This is a genomic window from Pseudoalteromonas luteoviolacea H33-S (assembly GCF_001625695.1).
Classification (GTDB): domain Bacteria; phylum Pseudomonadota; class Gammaproteobacteria; order Enterobacterales; family Alteromonadaceae; genus Pseudoalteromonas; species Pseudoalteromonas luteoviolacea_B.
The window spans coordinates 19,990-37,030 of sequence record NZ_AUXY01000089.1; the positions used below are offsets into that span (position 1 = coordinate 19,990).

The following is a 17,041-nucleotide window of genomic DNA, read 5'->3' on the forward strand; positions in this document are numbered from 1 at the left end:
TTCGGTATATTAAAAGAAAGCTCTTTAAAGGTTAGAAGCGAGCAATAAAGTTATCAAGTAGTCTTAAGCCATACTCAGTTAAGATTGCTTCGGGGTGAAATTGCACGCCTTCCAATGCGAGGTCAGTATGACACAAGCCCATTATTTCATCTAGTTCATTAGAGTCGCTTTGCGTCCACGCAGTAATCGCTAAATTGTTTGGTAACGTCTCTGCATCCACGGCCAAAGAATGATATCGACAGACATTAAACTGGCGCGGTAGCCCCTTAAACATCCCGTGATCTGAGTGGTGTATCTGTGACACTTTACCATGCATCACAGATTTTGCTTTGTGTACTTGAGCTCCCATTGCTTGTGCAATCGTTTGATGACCCAAACACACACCTAAAATCGGAAACTGTCCTTTTAACTGTTGTACAACTTGCAAAGATATACCGGCTTCATTCGGGCTGCAAGGGCCTGGGGAAATCACGATATGCGCCGGGTTTAGCTGCTTTATCTGGGCAATAGACACTTCGTCATTGCGCTTAACAAGCACATCTTGATCTAACTTTTGAAAATACTGGACTAGGTTAAACGTGAACGAATCATAGTTGTCTATCATTAATATCATTCCGTCTTTACCTCTAAACTTTTAAGACTCACCATTTTACTTACTACATCAAATTCAAAGTACTACTTCACTGCCACCGTGGTAACAACGGCTCGCGCTCTGCGATTGGCCGTGCATGATAACACAATTTGTAAATTCACTGGCATAACCTCTCAAACGACAAAAACACCTGCTTAAAGAGCTTACACATACGCTGTTACATATAACACTAGACAACTGAAGGAAAAGGAAAATAGTATAGAGGAGCATTAAAACAATAAGGAAGAAATATGAAATTCACAATCAAAAAGAAACGCATCAAGAATTTATCTACTGAGCACGCTATCAACACACAAAAAACCAAACAGGTTGCTGGCGGTGCAGTTTTCCAATCACCTGATACCGATTTCTCAATCGGTCAGCAAAATACTTGCAAAACCGCATAAGCGTCCGAACGCAGCTGGGCGCTGTTAGCCCAGCTGTTATGTGTAATTATTGAAACACCACGTTTTCGCTACCAGGTAAAGCTTTAAACTCTTCTAGTAGTTTGTCGCAATCTTTCAATATTTGTGCCTCAAGTCGCTCTTCAGCGCGCCAACGCTGAGTATCCATTTTGAAGATTTCCTTTTTTGAATACTTTTTGCGAGCATCGTGTGTCGGCATTTCTTTGACTTCATCATACATTTCAAAAACACCTGGATAGGTCTTTTCTAAAGCCACTTCTGAATCAAAGCTGTATTGAGAGATCAATACCCAAACACGTAAACACCCTTCTGAGTACTCGCATTGCTTTTGCTTCATCGCTTTTGCAATCAAATTTATGCTATCTGCCAATTTGCCATTGCGCTCTTGTCTGGATTTTTCCAGCTTCTTTGCCTGCTCTTCTTTCAATTTAGCAATCGTGTCCTTTTGAACTTTAAGCTGCCACAGTAATTTGCCTGCATAAAAAGCCAAACCTGCGACAATTAAAGCGCCAACGACTAATGCGACCACCCAAATCGTGCTCATCGCTCATCCTCGTCATCATCTAACCACTCATCCGCCAGATCATTACTGACAAAATCAGCTAATGGATCAGCTTCAATCATATCTTCTTCTTCAAACTCATCATCTATGCCAAGAATTTCGCATAACTCTTGGTGACGAGCGATCGCGCGATTGAAGAACTTAGCATCTTTACCTGTTAATAGTTCTCCACGTTCATGACGCTCTAATAGCTTCATTAAACGCTCATCATTTTCTAACTGCTGCAGCTCTTGCTCAAGCGTTAGCTCTGGTTCATTCGCCTTGCTGAGTGTTACTTGCGGCGTTAGATGACGTTTCATCTGCGGCTCAGCCTTAGGTGTTTGTACTTCAGGCGTCAGTGCAATTTTTTTCTTACTGCCTGCACGCGGATCTGTTTGCGTTCCAGTTTGAGATTTCACCTCAATCTTGGCTTCTTGGGCATTACGTGATCCCGCTTTATTCCCTTTATTCTTTTTTGTGCGTTGCTCTTTAATAGCACGCAATTCACGAAGCTTTTCCTTACTTAATCTCGGTGTGCCGTTTTCACCTAATTTGCGTGATTTCTTCTTTCTAGTCATGCTTCTCTACCATCTACTTTAACCGACTATTGTTTACTTAGAATGATCACATCATTCCCAATAAACTCTAGCTTGGTGCCAAATTGCTTTGCTACATACTCAAACGTTTCGCGACTAAAAAATGAAATATGTGTTTGGTCATTTTTATAATGCCAAGATGCAAAACGTGTTGGATCTATGACAAGCTTGGTCATCATTGCAAGGGGAGCTTGAGGCTTCAACATCGCCACTAGCTGCTCAAATACAGCTTTGGGCTGCGCTATGTGCTCAATCACTTCTGTACATGTGATGAAATCATATTGCATGTTTAAAACCGTTGGGGTATTTGCATAATATAAATCATACAAGGCGACTGTGTGCCCCACTTCTTGAAACATCTTGGCCAATAAAGGCCCTGGACCACAACCAAAATCAAGCCCGTGTTGATGATTTGGCAAACGCGCGTTAATCGGTTCGAATACTCGCGACAGAAAGCGGCGATAACCCATATCATGTAGATCATTTTCATGACTATCATAAATGGCTTTTTCTTCTTGCGGAGATAACCTGTCGCATGGCGCGACACTGACTAACTTACAGTGCTGACACTGCCAATAATCACGAAATTTGTCCCGATGATAGTGTTCTAGCGACTCTGATTCACAGAGGCCACATTGAAGCGTTTGTGGATTTTGCAAAGATGATGAACCAAACCTGCTTAAAAGGAGTATTGTAACAGCAATTAAAAAGTGTACAAATAAAAAGACGGCAGAGATTACTCTCTACCGTCTGCTAATCTGAGCGTCTCAATCTGGACACTTCTCCCTTCGACTTTTAGTCTTTATTTTTCTTATTATTTATCATCCATTTTGTTTTTATTGTTACTTCCGTGCTGCTATCCATATTGTTTTTGTTATCAAACTTCCATTGCTTTTTTTATTTTCGGTCTTCCTAACGCTTTTGTACTCATCCTTGTTTAATTGTATTCAAATGAATACTTAAACTTGTCGTCTACGCTTCCGTTTCGAATTGTCCCTGTTTTTATGTTGTCTTGACGACAGGGATTAATCTACGCTTATTTTAAACAGTTACAACTAATCAATAACAAAATTATTACCTAGGTAACAGAAGATAAATTAAAAATAAAGAAAATACATGTGCTTACAAAAAAATACATATTTAATTTGCGTTAACTCCTACAAATTAGGAACGCTACTGTCTTACATCGAAAGTAAGATATATCTCACAAGGTACAGATCAAAAAAAGGCAACGATCACGTTGCCTTTTTCAATACTAAAAGTTTACGTTATATCACGTAAAACCAAATACGACTTTAGTGCAAACCACCCAAATACTTTGACAAGACCTCAATATCTTTGTCCGTCAATTTTGCGGCGATATCTCTCATCATACCATTTGCATCGTTACCCCTAGTGCCATCACGGAACTTAATAAGCTGTGCCTTTATGTATTCAGGGTGTTGAAACGAAATTTTCGGGAATTGCGCCAAAGATGTCCCATTACCTCTTGGACCATGACATGCCATACAAGAAGGGATCCCTCGCTCCGCATCGCCCGCTCGATATAGCTTTTGGCCAGTCTGAACTACATCTTCAGGGGTTGTGCCTGCACTCATTGGCATACTAGCGAAATAGGCTGACAAATCTTTCATATCTTGATCCGACAGCGGCATGGCCATGCCACTCATCACAGGATCCATACGACCTTTAGCACCACCTGATGTCATACCCAATTTAAACTCTTTGAGCTGTTTATACATGTAATCAGCATGCTGGCCTGCAATTTTTGGATACATGGTTACAGGGGCGTTGCCATTTGGTCCATGACATGCTGCACACGTTGCCGCTTTAGCCTTACCAGCTTCGGCGTCCCCATCGAATGCTACTGCGCTGTTGAATGACAGCGTGCCAAGCAGCATAGTTAAAGATAATGCTATTTTTTTCATGGTAAATTCTCTGTTCCGACCCTGTAACTATCTGCTTAAATGAAATACGCTAAATTTCACCGACATAAACAGATACTAATCTGTGCACATTGACTTAAATTTATTAAGTGACGCTCAATGTTTGTTGCTTTACCTTGTAATATTTAGATACTACACGATAAAAAAAGCCCCGCCATGCTTAGTGGCTATTATAAAACTGCTAATTTATAGGTAATTGACATAGATTAAACTTAGTCCAGAAATTCTCTTGACGCTGCTAAAAATTGTCGACTTTCTCAGCTTTTGCATTGTGTGCCAGATGTAATAAAATAGGTATGAATTAAAGAATCAAGCAATCCGCCTAGGAGTTAGAGTGTTAAAATCTCGTATGCCATATAACCGCGCTACTTTCATCACCAGCGCACCTGATATTACCCGCCTACCTGCAGACAGTGGCATAGAGGTCGCATTTGCCGGGCGTTCTAACGCTGGCAAGTCTAGTGCTTTGAATACATTGACAGATCAAAAATTGGCACGCACCAGTAAAACCCCTGGCCGTACTCAGTTGATCAATACCTTTGCTCTGGATGAAGACAAGCGCCTAATTGACTTACCTGGGTACGGTTTTGCTAAAGTCCCTATTGAGATGAAGAAAAAATGGCAGAAGTCTCTGGGCGAATATTTGCAAAAAAGACAGAGCCTAAAAGGTATTGTGGTTTTAATGGATATCCGCCACCCTATGAAAGACTTAGATATGGATCTCATCAATTGGGCTGTAGGAAGTGATATTCCGGTACTTGCACTGCTGACAAAAGCGGACAAATTAAAGCAAGGCAAACGCAAAGCCGAAGTTTTACAAGTACGAAAAGCCCTTTCTGAACTAGACGGCGATATCACTGTGCATGCCTTTTCATCGTTAAAAGGACTTGGACTAAAAGAGCTTGCTTGGCAGCTCGATGATTGGTTCCTAGGACCTTATGTAAAAGAAGAAGCGGACGATAACGCGCCAAACGACTAGGTTAGCTCGTACGCCTGTCCTGCGGAGTGCAATGTCATCGACTGACGTTGCTCATTGTACTTCGCAATCTCTGCCCATTGATAATAGACATTGCGCTCAATTCGCGCGCACAACCCATAATTTAGCTGTAAATGCGGGACTTGCAGGCCTTTATACTCTGTCATGTACAAGGGAAATGCCTTACAAATAGGCCACAGCCTACCCAAATTATCTTCGCAGATAATCGTTGGCTCAACGTCATATTGCTGCGCAACCTCAGACACATGCCAAGCAACAATAATAAATGGGCTTTCTTCTACAGTGACTGTACATGTTTCAGAGGGCGTTTTCAGGGTATATTCACCCTGCTCACAACTGAGCACACTGGCAAATAAGCGCACCAATGCGAGGCGTTTAATCTCATCCCCTTGATGAAACCAACGCCCTGCACTGTCAATCGAGAATGTACCCACACCACACTCACCAGCTTGCCAACGCTCAGTCGGTGAATGGGCAGACACATAGTGCGCTATTAACTGTTCCAGTTTATCTGTCATGAAAAACCAAATTAAATGTCACAGGGACAGTTTGAGCGATGCTATTTAGACCTGCCAACTTGCGTAAGACTTCAATCCCATCTGTCAGGTCAAAATCACGGCTGTTAATCAGTACTGCGCGCAGTGGTGATACTTGCAATGTTTTAGTCTGTTTATTCACCATAAGATCCAGCTTTAACACCAAGCGTTTACCATGCAAATTAAGCGTAACGGGTACTGCTTTGAGCACTTGAGGACCCGTATTGAGCTGGGATAACCATGGCTTGATATCAGCCTTAATGGTCGCTGTTTGATATTGAGAAACATCAAAAAGCACTTTTTTCATGCGCTCATTTCTGATTGGGATCAGAGACTCAATACTGCTTAAATCAATTTCTATACTCAACTGGCCTGACTCAGCGATCTCGCCAGATAATGATGTGAAATGATGATTTTCAGCGACGCTATTTAATTTTATAGAGGTGAAGCTCAGATCACTCAGCTCATTATTTAGCTGCCAAGCGGACACCGCTTGAGACATTAAGCATAAGCTACCAACAAGAAAAGGCTTAAGCATGACATATTCCTATTTGTAAAGTTTTTCACATCTTAACAAATAAATATGGAGAGAGTTAGATTTACACCCGTTGTTCAATATTTGATATGGCGAACTTTTAAAAGATTGGCAGATATTATTACGAAGAGAAAAGCCGGCTCGTATAAACCTTTTACGAGCCGTTATAGCAATCTGGGGAGAAGCTATCAATACACAGTATCCTCTTTCGAGAGATACATCATCAACAGGATGTCCTACAGGATGAGGACGCGGCGAACTTTAGCAAATAGCCATCTAGAAATAAACAGCACAAAGCAAATAACGAGCCAATTTGATAAATATTAAACAAAGAAGTGATATTTTTTACGTTAGCTTTACACCAAGCCAGCTAATTCGGGACACAGAGCGTGTTTGATGCAAGGCAAATAAAAAAGCATGGCTAGGCCATGCTTTTATGTATAAACGCTAAAAAGCACTTAATTAATGGGCTTGTTCCCAGTTTTCACCGTGGTCGGCTTCCACCACAAGCGGCACATCTAATTGCGCAGCTTCGCTCATTAAACTACAAATTTTCTCGCTAAATTCATCAACCTTATCGGCACTGATCTCAAAAACCAATTCATCGTGTACTTGCATTAATAGCTTAATTTCATCTTGGCTATGTGTTTGCAACCACTGATGCACTTTGATCATGGCTTTTTTAATGATATCAGCAGCGGTTCCCTGCATTGGAGCATTGATTGCCGCACGTTCAGCAGCTTTACGACGCGCACCATTACGCGCCTTAATATCAGGTAAATAAAGACGACGACCAAACAACGTCTCAACATACCCTTGCTCAGCCGCCTTTTCACGCGTGCTTTCCATATACTCTAAAACACCCGGGAAGCGCTCAAAGTATTTATCCATGTAATGCTGAGCTTCATTACGTGGAATATCTAACTGACGCGCAAGGCCAAATGCACTCATACCATAGATCAAGCCAAAGTTTACCGCTTTGGCTTTGCGACGCATATCCGAGGTCACTTCTTCAAGTGGCACTGAAAATACTTCTGAAGCCGTTGCACTATGTACATCTTTGCCTTGCGCAAATGCGCTTAACAAACCTTTATCCTGAGATAAATGCGCCATAATTCTCAGCTCAATTTGGCTGTAGTCGGCTGCTAAAATCACATGCCCTTGATCTGCAACAAATGCTTGGCGGATCCGACGCCCTGCTTCGTTACGAATTGGAATGTTTTGCAAGTTCGGATCGCTGGAGCTTAAACGACCTGTTGCAGTCACAGCTTGATGATATGAAGTGTGTACACGTTGCGTATCCGCGTTAACCAGCTTTGGTAATTTGTCTGTATAGGTCGACTTCAACTTTGCCAAGCCGCGATGTTCGATGATGAGCTTTGGCAAAGGATAATCATGTGCTAATTCCTGTAGCACTTCCTCAGCGGTAGAAGGTGCACCTTTTGGTGTTTTCTTCAAAATTGGCAGTCCAAGCTTTTCAAATAAAATCGCTTGTAATTGCTTTGTGGAGCTTAAGTTAAACTCTTCTTCAGCCAAGGTATATGCTTCTTGTTCCAGTTCTGCTAAGCGCTTTTCAATTTCTAAGCTTTGTTCACCTAGCATGGTGCTGTCAATTTGAACGCCCGTTCGCTCCATATCAGAAAGAACATTAATTAATGGCAATTCAATATCCATAAACACACCCACCAGACTCGACTCTTTTTCTAGTAGCGGCCATAAATGCTGGTGCAAACGAAGCGTAATATCGGCGTCTTCAGCTGCATAAGGTGCCGCTTTATCAAGCTCTATTTGGTTGAATGTAAGCTGCTTTTTACCCTTGCCGGCAATATCTTCAAAACTGATATTTTTGTGGCCTAAATACTTCAGTGCCAATGAGTCCATATCATGTCTGGTACCCACACTGTTAAAGACATAAGACTCAAGCATAGTATCAAATGCGATGCCATTTAATGTGATACCCGCACGGGCAAGTACGCTTTTATCATACTTTAAATTTTGCCCTACTTTTTTAATGCTTTCATCTTCTAAGATCGGCTGTAGATGTTCAAACACCAAGCCTTTATCTAGCTGTTCAGGCGCACCCATATAGTCGTGCGTTAACGGTAAATACGCCGCTTCACCAGCTTCAACCGCGAAGCTCATGCCAACTAAATCAGCCTGCATGTAATCTAGACTGGTGGTTTCAGTGTCAAAGGCAAAAACATCTGCGCTCTTGAGCTTTTCCACCCAAACTTTTAACTGCTCAACCGTTAAAATTGTTTCATAGTTGCCTTTAATCTCGGGCTGTTGCGCTTCGACAGCTGCTGGCGCTTTGCTATCCGCTGCTGATTTACCATCGAGCAGTTCACTCAACCAACGCTTGAACTCACATTGACCATATAACTCAACCAATCGATCTTTGTCCATCGGTTGGATCTTGAATGTATCGAGATCTTCTTCAACATCACAATCCAGTTTGATGGTCGCTAGCTCATATGAAAGCTCAAGCTGAGCTTTATGCTCTTCTAGCTTTTTCGCCATGCTTTTCGAGCCACGAAAACCAAGTGGTGCAATTTCATCTAGGTTATCGTAAAGCGTGGTAATTGAGCCTAGGCCCTGTAACATTGCCAACGCCGTTTTTTCACCAACGCCCGGCACACCAGGAATGTTATCGACCTTATCACCCATCAAGGCAAGGAAATCAATGATCAACTCAGGACCGATACCAAATTTATCCACCACGCCTGCCGGATCTAAAACCGTATCCGTCATCGTATTGATTAACGTCACATGCTCATTTACTAACTGAGCCATGTCTTTATCGCCAGTACTGATCAAAACATGGCGCTTTTGTTCAGAAGCAATACGAGAGAAAGTACCAATTACGTCATCCGCTTCGACCCCAGCAATACTCACCAATGGCAGACCCATTGCTTTTATGATCTCATGAATTGGCTCAATCTGCGTGCGCAGATCATCGGGCATCGGCGGTCGGTTTGCCTTGTACTCAGAATACATGTCATTTCTGAACGTTGGCCCTTTAGCATCAAATATCACCACCATGTGGCTAGGATCAAATTGCTTAAGTAAGCTCTTAAGCATATTGATTACCCCATAGATTGCGCCAGTGGCTTCCCCCTGAGAATTTGTCAAATGCGGTGGCGCATGATAAGCGCGGAATAAATAGGAAGAACCATCCACCAAAATTAAAGGGTTTTCTGGGATCTGAGGCATAATATTTTTGGATCCTAATAAATGAAATTGAATAACTTGCTAAGGATGCCACAAGGCATAGCATAAAACGAGAGGAGTGCAATGAAACTTAACAAGGAAAAACTGTGGATAACTTTGTAGATAAACATAAGAAAAGCACCAGCGATAAATTAAAGCTAGTGTTCTAATACATACAACACACTGATAAATATAGTAAAATACACAAACTAAATTTCATACAATAAAATATGAATTTGTGGAAATGTATTAACTCATGTATTTTTCACCATAGAGAACTGGTGATAAAACGACCCGTTATTTCGAGCGGACGCGTATACTAACATAAATGATCAAAGATCAAAGCAGATCCTTTATATTTTTTTTCACAGTTGGTCGTCTTACATTGAATATAGCAGGCACAATAAGCCTTAGGAGATAAGAAATGAAACAAGTAGCAATCATTTTTAGTGGTTGTGGGGTATTTGATGGTGCAGAGATCCATGAATCTGTATTGACCATGCTTCATCTAGCACAGCAAGGCATTGCATACCGCTGCTTTGCCCCGAATATTGAACAACATCATGTGATTAACCATATAACGGGTGAAGTGCAAGCTGAATCTCGCAATGTATTAACTGAAGCTGCACGTATTGCACGCGGAGAAATTCAAGATTTAGTAGAGCTTAACGTGGATGATTTTGCTGCCTTAGTGATCCCAGGTGGATTTGGCGTTGCTAAAAACTTATCTGATTTTGCGTTCAAAGGCGCACAGTCACAAGTGCTTGAGTCACTTAAATCAATATGTCAGCAATTCAACAGCAAAGAGAAGCCGATCACGTATCTATGTATTGCACCAGCTCTGATCGGCCATATTCATCAACCTGGTACAAAAGCAACCATTGGCACAGATGCTGACACTGCTGCGGCTGTGAATGCACTCGGCGCAGAACACGTAGAATGTGCGGTTACAGACATTATTGTCGATGAGCAGCAAAAAGTAATTAGTACGCCTGCGTATATGCTGGCAAGTAACATCGTTGAAGCATCAGCAGGCATCGAAAAAGCAATAAAACGCCTCGCACAACTGATCGATTAAACACGCAATTACTTGCTCACAAAAAATTTGCTTGGTTTTAAGCATAAACGACCAAATCTTTGCCCTAACGCAATAAAAGATGTTTTTTATACGCTTAAGATCAAGTTTAAATTTTAACTAATTTGGTGGTGACGTTATACTCAATTAGGAACCGTCATCCGTCGTGCTTCGTGATCGAAGACATTAAATTTGAAGTGAGCAAGGTAAATGAAGAAACTGTCAGCAGCACTCTTAATGCTATCCACGGCCGCCGTCGCCCAGCCGTATGATAATTCTCTAACCGAAGAAGCCATCAAAAAGCGATTAGCGCCGATAGGTTCAGTCTATTTAGCGGGTGCACAAGACACTGCAGCCGCAGCACCATCGGGCCCACGCTCTGGTGAGCAAATCTACCAAGCCTCTTGTTTCGCCTGCCATGGTACAGGTGCACTGGGTGCGCCAAAAACAGCGGATGATTGGGCTGCGCGTTTAAGTAAAGGCCCTGACGTACTACTTGACCACGCCATCAAAGGATTCAATGCAATGCCACCAAAAGGCACTTGTATGGATTGTAGCGACGAAGAAATCCAAGCCGCTATCGACTTCATGCTAAAATAAAACCGTTTAAAAAATAGAGACAAATCCTCGCATATTTGTCTCTATTAGGGCAAAATGTTTGTCTAGTAACTGAATTAACATTTTGCACTTGACCCCTCAAGTCAAAAGTGAAAATATAAAGTTTAATAAATAAACAATAATAGCCTTTGGTTTTATCATTGGAAGATCCAAACGACGTTGCAATTCGCAAGCTGACTCGTAAGAATCGACGCTTAGAGTCCTTGTTGAAAAAATACAAACAAAACTATCACTTGCAACATGCCTTGATACAGCTTTCTGAGCAGGCTAGTACAGTTGCCGAGCTAACCCTTTTATACCCCGCAATTCATAGTATCTTAGAGCAACACCTGCCCAGCAAAAGCTTCTATGTTGTGCTGCAAAACCAGTTTACCCAGACACTTGAGCTCTCTTATTTTGTTGATGAAAAAGATGGTATTTCTGTGCCGTTACATGAGTCACATCATTTTGACCAAGGGGTTACTGGCTATGTCTTTAATACCAAAAAGGTGCTGTATCTAACCAAAGATGAAATGCAGCACATGATCGATGACTGCAAATTTAAAGCCCTAGGCAGCCCAGCTGAACATTGGGTAGGCGTACCGATATTCCGAGATAAAAACATCATTGGTGTGATGGTATCCCAGAGCTATCAACCTCAACAAGCTTACAGCGAACATCAGATTGAGCTTCTTGAGGTGATGTCTTTATACCTAGCTACGGCGATTGAGCGCGTCAAAAAGCGTGAGTTACTCGAATCAGAAGTCAAGATCCGCACACGTGCGCTGATGCAGAGTAATGACGCACTCAATAAAGAGATTGAGCAACGTAAGCGCGCCCTAGAGCGACAACAAATCTTATTTAAGATTTCTGAACTGGCAACCCAGTTTAGCGACATCGATGATGTGTACAAGCAAGTACATAAAATCATTCGCTCTATTACCTTTGCTAACAACCTCTATATCGCTTTGCATGATACGGGTTCAAATTGGCTGAGTTTCCCCTACTGTGTTGATGAAGTCACTGAATATCGCCCACGGCCCTTTGCTAAAGGATACAGTGAGCTTGTCATCACCACCGAGCGCAGTCAGCTTATCGACACCAAACGTGCAGCAATTTTAATTGAAGGCGGAGTTGTCAAACGCCCACCGGATTACGACGACTTAGAAACGGCCACAAGTTGGCTAGGGGCACCGCTCAAAACAGCTAAAGGGGTGATCGGTTTAATTGCTTGCCAAGCTTATAACCATGAATACGAATACAACCATGAAGATGTTGAGCTGATCTCTTTTGTATCAAACCAAATCGCCTCAGTACTGCAAACTCACTTGGCTAATCAGGCACTCAAAGCCAGCAACCAGGAGCTTGAGCATCGCGTTGCCGAAAAGACAAAAGCGCTTAGACAAACCAATTTGCACCTGCAAATGCAAATTGAAGAGCGTAAAAAAATTGAACAGCAACTCTATCATGACGCACATCATGATCCGCTCACATCATTGCCAAATCGCAGTTTGTTTTTAACTCAGCTTGAAAAAACACTGCAAAAATATCAACGTTATCCTGAGCATAACTTTGCCGTATTGTTTATCGATCTGGACAAGTTTAAAGTGATCAATGATGAGCTGGGGCACCAAGCCGGCGATCAGTTTTTAATCTGGGTCAGCAGCGCATTTGCAGAATGTATTCGTGAACACGATTTACTCGCACGTCTTGCAGGTGATGAATTTGTCATTTTATTAGACCACCTAACCGATAAACAACAAGCCGAAGATGTGGCTAAACGCCTTATTCGCGTGATGCAGCAACCCTTTTGTATGAAAGGCGTGTGCATGCAAAGCGGTGCCAGTATCGGCATCACCTACAGCAATAAAAAGTATAAAAATACCGACGAGATCATTCGTGATGCGGATGCAGCCATGTACTATGCAAAAAATGCGGGGCGCGGCCGATATGAGTTTTATCATCCATTATTAACTGCGTCTACAAGCAACAATAATAAGCCTGAAGAACAACATCATTTAACAGCGCTACCGACGCACTTTAGAAGTACAGAGGTGGTTGATTTTACCAATCACTCGACACAGATCATTACTTTAGAAGCATTTGGCGAGCATCCAGTACTCGGCAGTACCAGCTTTGATGTACTGAAAAAATTTGCGGCTGCGAAAGATGAGCATTTAGACATTGAATTGGGCTTACTAGAAAAGGCGCTCAAAATTGCGCAAAACTATGATCAAGACGTGTTATTCGCATGTTCAACCATCATTCTAGAGTCATCCTCCTTTGCGACGCTCAAGCAAATGCTTGCACACAACACAACCCAGCTTTGCCTCATGTTTGATGAAAGTGAAGTCCGTTATGCCTCTAGTGTCCAACTTGAAAACCTCAAAGAACTGCCACAGTTAGGGGTCAACATTGGCCTCAATGATTTCGCCAAAGAGCGCTGCGATCTCGCCTTTTTAAGCAATATTGATTTTAAATATGTCTTATTGAGTTCAGTATTTAGTAAACGTGTTTTACAGCAAAACAGCTATGATATTCAGCTACAAGGAATATTGGCGATCACCAAATTAAAATCTATACAAGTGATTGCTAAGGGACCGGCCATCTTAAACTTCAGAAGCTTATTGGAAAAACATGGCCTAAAACTGTTTTTTGGCAAGCAACAAAATTTAAAGAGCGCTCGCCAAAACAGCACAGGCATTGACGAGCAAGAAACACTAACGTTTTAACATTGCGCGTAAGTTAGCGACACGCGCCTGACCTTTTTCCATTCTCTCAGACTGAGATACCACCGCTTTTTTGCCTTCAAATTGCAAATCATCTTGTGGCAGCTCTTGTACAAAACGGCTCAGCTCTGGGGTGATCTGCTCACCAAATTGACGGCGGCTTTTGGCATAGGTCATAGTCAACGTTTGCTGTGCTCGGGTGATCCCCACGTACGCTAAACGCCTTTCTTCTTCGACATTATCTTCATCAATGCTGGTTTGATGCGGTAATAACCCCTCTTCCATACCCACCATAAATACATGCGGATATTCCAGGCCTTTTGAAGCGTGCAAAGTCAGCAATTGTACAGCATCACTTTCATCTTCTTCTTCATTGCGCTCTAGCATATCTCTGAGGGTTAACTTTGTTACTACTTCAGATAATGTCATCGGCGGATTATCTGCATCCCCTGTCAGCATGTCACTGATCCAACGATACAATTCAGAGACATTCTTCATGCGCATCTCTGCTGCTTTTGCGCTGGTTGAAGACTCATATAAATAGGTCTCATAATTGATCTCACGGATCATATCCTTCACCGCTTCGAGCGTATCACCTCTTACAGCACGATCACTTAGCTCCACGACCCAGCGTGCAAAGCCTGCCAAGGCGTTAAACCCTTTGCCAGTTAAGCGTTGTGTCAATTCAGGATCAAAACACGCCTCAAACAAACTAATATGTTTGTCGTTGGCTAAGCTGCCTAGCTTTTCGAGCGTCACAGGTCCAATTTCACGTCTCGGGGTGTTAACGATACGCAAAAATGCATTGTCATCATCCTGATTTACCAATAGTCGTAGATACGCCATGATGTCTTTAATTTCACTGCGAGCGAAAAATGACATGCCACCGCTGATCTTGTAAGGAATGCGGTTGGCCATGAGGGCTTTTTCAAACACACGCGCTTGGTGGTTGCCGCGATATAAGATGGCATAATCTTTATAGCTAGTGCGCTTCATAAATTTATGCGAAATGATCTCAGCCACCACTCGCTCAGCCTCATGCTCCTCATCACGGGTCGCGATCACACGCAGTGGGTCACCATAACCCAATTCACTGAAAAGTTTTTTATCAAATTCATGGGGGTTATTGGCAATCAAGATGTTAGCAGATTTTAATATGCGCCCAGCACTTCGGTAATTTTGCTCTAGCTTAATTAACCTCAGGCCTGGGTAGTCCTTGCTCAATAACACCAAATTCTGCGGTTTAGCACCACGCCATGAATAGATAGACTGATCATCATCACCAACTACGGTGAAGCGAGCGCGTTCACCCACCAGCAATTTCACCAGCTGATATTGACTGGTATTGGTATCTTGATATTCGTCCACCAACAAGTATCTAAACTGGTTCTGCCAGCGTTCTCTCACCTCTGCGGAGCTGCCAAGGAGCAAGGTTGGGATCATGATCAGATCATCAAAATCCAGGGCATTATATGCGCGAAGTTGAGTTTGATAACGTGCATATAATTGTGCAAACAACGCTTTTTGCGGTTCACGTGCTTCCCTAATGGCACGCTCAGGCAAGATCAGATCATTTTTCCAGTTACCAATTTGCATCTTTAATAAGTTGAGTAAATCTTTGTCTTTTTCGAGTTCTTTTTCCGTTAACTCTGATAGCAATTGGTTGGTATCTTGATCATCAAACAGTGAAAAGCCGGGTTTAAATCCCAGTGTTTTAACTTCTTTTTTGATGATATTTAAACCCAAGGTATGAAACGTTGAAATCCAAAGCCCTTTTGCGTCTTGCTTCCCCAGTGTTTGAGATACACGCTCACGCATCTCTTTGGCCGCTTTATTGGTGAAGGTTACCGCCGCAATATTGCGCGCTTTATATTCACACTGCTGTACCAAATACGCTATTTTATTTGTGATTACACGGGTTTTCCCCGAGCCAGCCCCTGCTAATACGAGGCATGGACCACTAATATATTTAACGGCTTCATCTTGTTTGGGATTGAGTTTCATAAAAGGCGTGTACCCTGAGCAACTGGAGCCGCTTAGTTTATCTTATTCATGCCACAATACCAATTTGCAATGTTTTGATTATGATTGAACGTAGACACATTTAGATACGTAACAGAGATTAAAATGCATTTATCGATATTCTAGTTTACGGTAAGATATTGCGTATCAACTAGCTATAAGGCACTGACATGATAAACCCAGCAAAAATCGAAGAGATCGCAAAGCAGATCTCAAGCAACATGCCACAAGGTGTGCGTAATTTAGCAGAAACTTTCGAAGCAAAAACCAAGCAAGCAATTCAAACAAAATTGACCGAAATGGATTTTGTTAGCCGTGAAGAGTTTGATATTCAGAGTAAAGTGTTGATCAGAACACGTGAAAAGCTTACTGAGCTAGAAGCCAAAGTAGCAGAATTAGAAGCAAAACTAGACAAGCAAAGCGACGTTGAATAAGACTTTAAGTTTTGAAAAATACATCAAGCACGTTGTTTAGCGTGCTTGTGTTATTGCACCTGTATTATCCAGTTTGCTCAGCCGCCTTATCTAAATGACGCGTGACTAACGAGAGCAAGGATTGTTCATAACTCATTGCCAAACAAGATTGAGAGCTCACGCCTGGTACCAACTCGTTAAGTAGGCCATCTGCCAGCCCATACACCCAACCATGCACTTTTAGCTGTTGTCCGCGCTGCCATGCGTCTTGCACTATACTCGTGCGACAAACATTGCGTACTTGCTCGATGACATTCAGCTCGCATAATACATCACTGCGCTCAACCTCAGTGACTTCACGTAACAATGCCTGATGCTTTTCTTTGATATCAACAACATGTCTCAACCAATTGTCTATCAAACCAAATTTAGCTTCTTCTAACGCCGCCTTAACACCACCACAGCCGTAATGACCCACCACCATAATATGGCTTACTTTTAGTACCTCGACCGCATATTGCATCACTGACAAACAATTATGATCCGTGTGCACCACAACATTAGCCACATTGCGGTGAACAAACAGCTCACCAGGCATTAGGTCAACAATTTCATTCGCAGGTACTCGCGAGTCAGAGCAGCCAATCCACAAATAATCAGGATTTTGCTGCATCGATAAAGTCTTAAAAAACTCAGGATCGCGTACCCGCGTGCGCTCTGCCCACTGACGATTATTTTCCAATAAGTGTGCTAAGTGATTGTTATGTTTTTGGCACATTGCTTTTCCT

The 17,041-nt window shown here is 42.3% G+C and carries 16 protein-coding genes; 6 read left to right on the plus strand and 10 right to left on the minus strand.

The genetic code is table 11. The annotated features are described in order from the left end of the window. Window positions 1-31: 31 nt before the first annotated feature. A complete protein-coding gene (locus N477_RS17975) occupies window positions 32-613 on the minus strand; it encodes an anthranilate synthase component II (RefSeq protein WP_063362854.1) in 582 nt (193 codons plus the stop codon). 269 nt (window positions 614-882) lie between these two features. Between N477_RS17975 and N477_RS26140 the strand changes: the two genes are divergently transcribed. Then, the gene (locus N477_RS26140; protein ID WP_155731949.1) at window positions 883-1,038 is read left to right on the plus strand and encodes a hypothetical protein; all 156 of its coding nucleotides are present in this window, start codon (window positions 883-885) and stop codon (window positions 1,036-1,038) included. Window positions 1,039-1,084: 46 nt separating this feature from the next. On the opposite strand, the gene N477_RS17980 is transcribed toward N477_RS26140, so the two are convergent. The 4 genes from N477_RS17980 to N477_RS17995 all read right to left on the minus strand — a co-directional run bounded on the left by N477_RS17980 (window position 1,085) and on the right by N477_RS17995 (window position 4,121). After that, window positions 1,085-1,600, minus strand: coding sequence for a DUF2489 domain-containing protein (locus tag N477_RS17980; protein WP_063362853.1), 516 nt, complete (start codon window positions 1,598-1,600; stop codon window positions 1,085-1,087). Continuing rightward, window positions 1,597-2,175 carry a Der GTPase-activating protein YihI gene (gene yihI, locus N477_RS17985; RefSeq protein WP_063362852.1) on the minus strand — a complete coding sequence of 193 codons (579 nt, stop codon included), beginning with the start codon at window positions 2,173-2,175 and terminating at the stop codon, window positions 1,597-1,599. Before yihI ends, N477_RS17980 begins: the two co-directional genes overlap by 4 nt. A gap of 26 nt (window positions 2,176-2,201) precedes the next feature. After that, window positions 2,202-2,852: a class I SAM-dependent methyltransferase gene (locus N477_RS17990; RefSeq protein ID WP_063362851.1), complete on the minus strand. Its 651-nt coding sequence runs from the start codon at window positions 2,850-2,852 to the stop codon at window positions 2,202-2,204. 636 nt (window positions 2,853-3,488) lie between these two features. Further along, on the minus strand, window positions 3,489-4,121 hold the full coding sequence (locus N477_RS17995; protein WP_063362850.1) for a c-type cytochrome: 633 nt from the start codon (window positions 4,119-4,121) through the stop codon (window positions 3,489-3,491). 352 nt (window positions 4,122-4,473) lie between these two features. Here N477_RS17995 and yihA point away from each other — a divergent pair, with 352 nt between their 5' ends. Further along, a complete protein-coding gene (yihA, locus tag N477_RS18000) occupies window positions 4,474-5,118 on the plus strand; it encodes a ribosome biogenesis GTP-binding protein YihA/YsxC (protein ID WP_063362849.1) in 645 nt (214 codons plus the stop codon). Here the strand turns inward: yihA and N477_RS18005 are convergent. The 3 genes from N477_RS18005 to polA form a co-directional block, all read right to left on the minus strand. Further along, window positions 5,115-5,654: a DUF1285 domain-containing protein gene (locus N477_RS18005; protein WP_063362848.1), complete on the minus strand. Its 540-nt coding sequence runs from the start codon at window positions 5,652-5,654 to the stop codon at window positions 5,115-5,117. The two genes, yihA and N477_RS18005, sit on opposite strands and share 4 nt — an antisense overlap. Continuing rightward, complete coding sequence (locus N477_RS18010; protein ID WP_063362847.1) at window positions 5,644-6,210, minus strand: YceI family protein; 567 nt, start codon at window positions 6,208-6,210, stop codon at window positions 5,644-5,646. The genes N477_RS18005 and N477_RS18010 overlap by 11 nt, the downstream gene beginning before the upstream one ends. Window positions 6,211-6,669: 459 nt before the next feature. Continuing rightward, window positions 6,670-9,420, minus strand: a complete 2,751-nt coding sequence (polA, locus tag N477_RS18015) for a DNA polymerase I (RefSeq protein WP_063362846.1) — start codon at window positions 9,418-9,420, stop codon at window positions 6,670-6,672. Window positions 9,421-9,841: 421 nt separating this feature from the next. Here polA and elbB point away from each other — a divergent pair, with 421 nt between their 5' ends. The 3 genes from elbB (at window position 9,842) to N477_RS18030 (ending at window position 13,821) form a co-directional block, all read left to right on the plus strand. Next, the gene (gene elbB / locus N477_RS18020; protein ID WP_063362845.1) at window positions 9,842-10,495 is read left to right on the plus strand and encodes an isoprenoid biosynthesis glyoxalase ElbB; all 654 of its coding nucleotides are present in this window, start codon (window positions 9,842-9,844) and stop codon (window positions 10,493-10,495) included. Window positions 10,496-10,702: 207 nt separating this feature from the next. Then, complete coding sequence (locus N477_RS18025) at window positions 10,703-11,092, plus strand: c-type cytochrome (protein ID WP_063362844.1); 390 nt, start codon at window positions 10,703-10,705, stop codon at window positions 11,090-11,092. Between the two features lie 158 nt (window positions 11,093-11,250). Beyond that, on the plus strand, window positions 11,251-13,821 hold the full coding sequence (locus tag N477_RS18030; RefSeq protein WP_063362843.1) for a diguanylate cyclase domain-containing protein: 2,571 nt from the start codon (window positions 11,251-11,253) through the stop codon (window positions 13,819-13,821). Here the strand turns inward: N477_RS18030 and rep are convergent. Continuing rightward, entirely contained in the window at window positions 13,810-15,822 is a 2,013-nt protein-coding gene (gene rep / locus N477_RS18035) for a DNA helicase Rep (RefSeq protein WP_063362842.1), read from the minus strand. The genes N477_RS18030 and rep overlap by 12 nt on opposite strands. 188 nt (window positions 15,823-16,010) lie before the next feature. Between rep and ubiK the strand changes: the two genes are divergently transcribed. Further along, window positions 16,011-16,274, plus strand: coding sequence for a ubiquinone biosynthesis accessory factor UbiK (gene ubiK / locus N477_RS18040; protein ID WP_063362841.1), 264 nt, complete (start codon window positions 16,011-16,013; stop codon window positions 16,272-16,274). Between the two features lie 64 nt (window positions 16,275-16,338). On the opposite strand, the gene can is transcribed toward ubiK, so the two are convergent. Then, on the minus strand, window positions 16,339-17,031 hold the full coding sequence (gene can / locus N477_RS18045; protein ID WP_063362840.1) for a carbonate dehydratase: 693 nt from the start codon (window positions 17,029-17,031) through the stop codon (window positions 16,339-16,341). Between the last annotated feature and the right edge of the window lie 10 nt (window positions 17,032-17,041).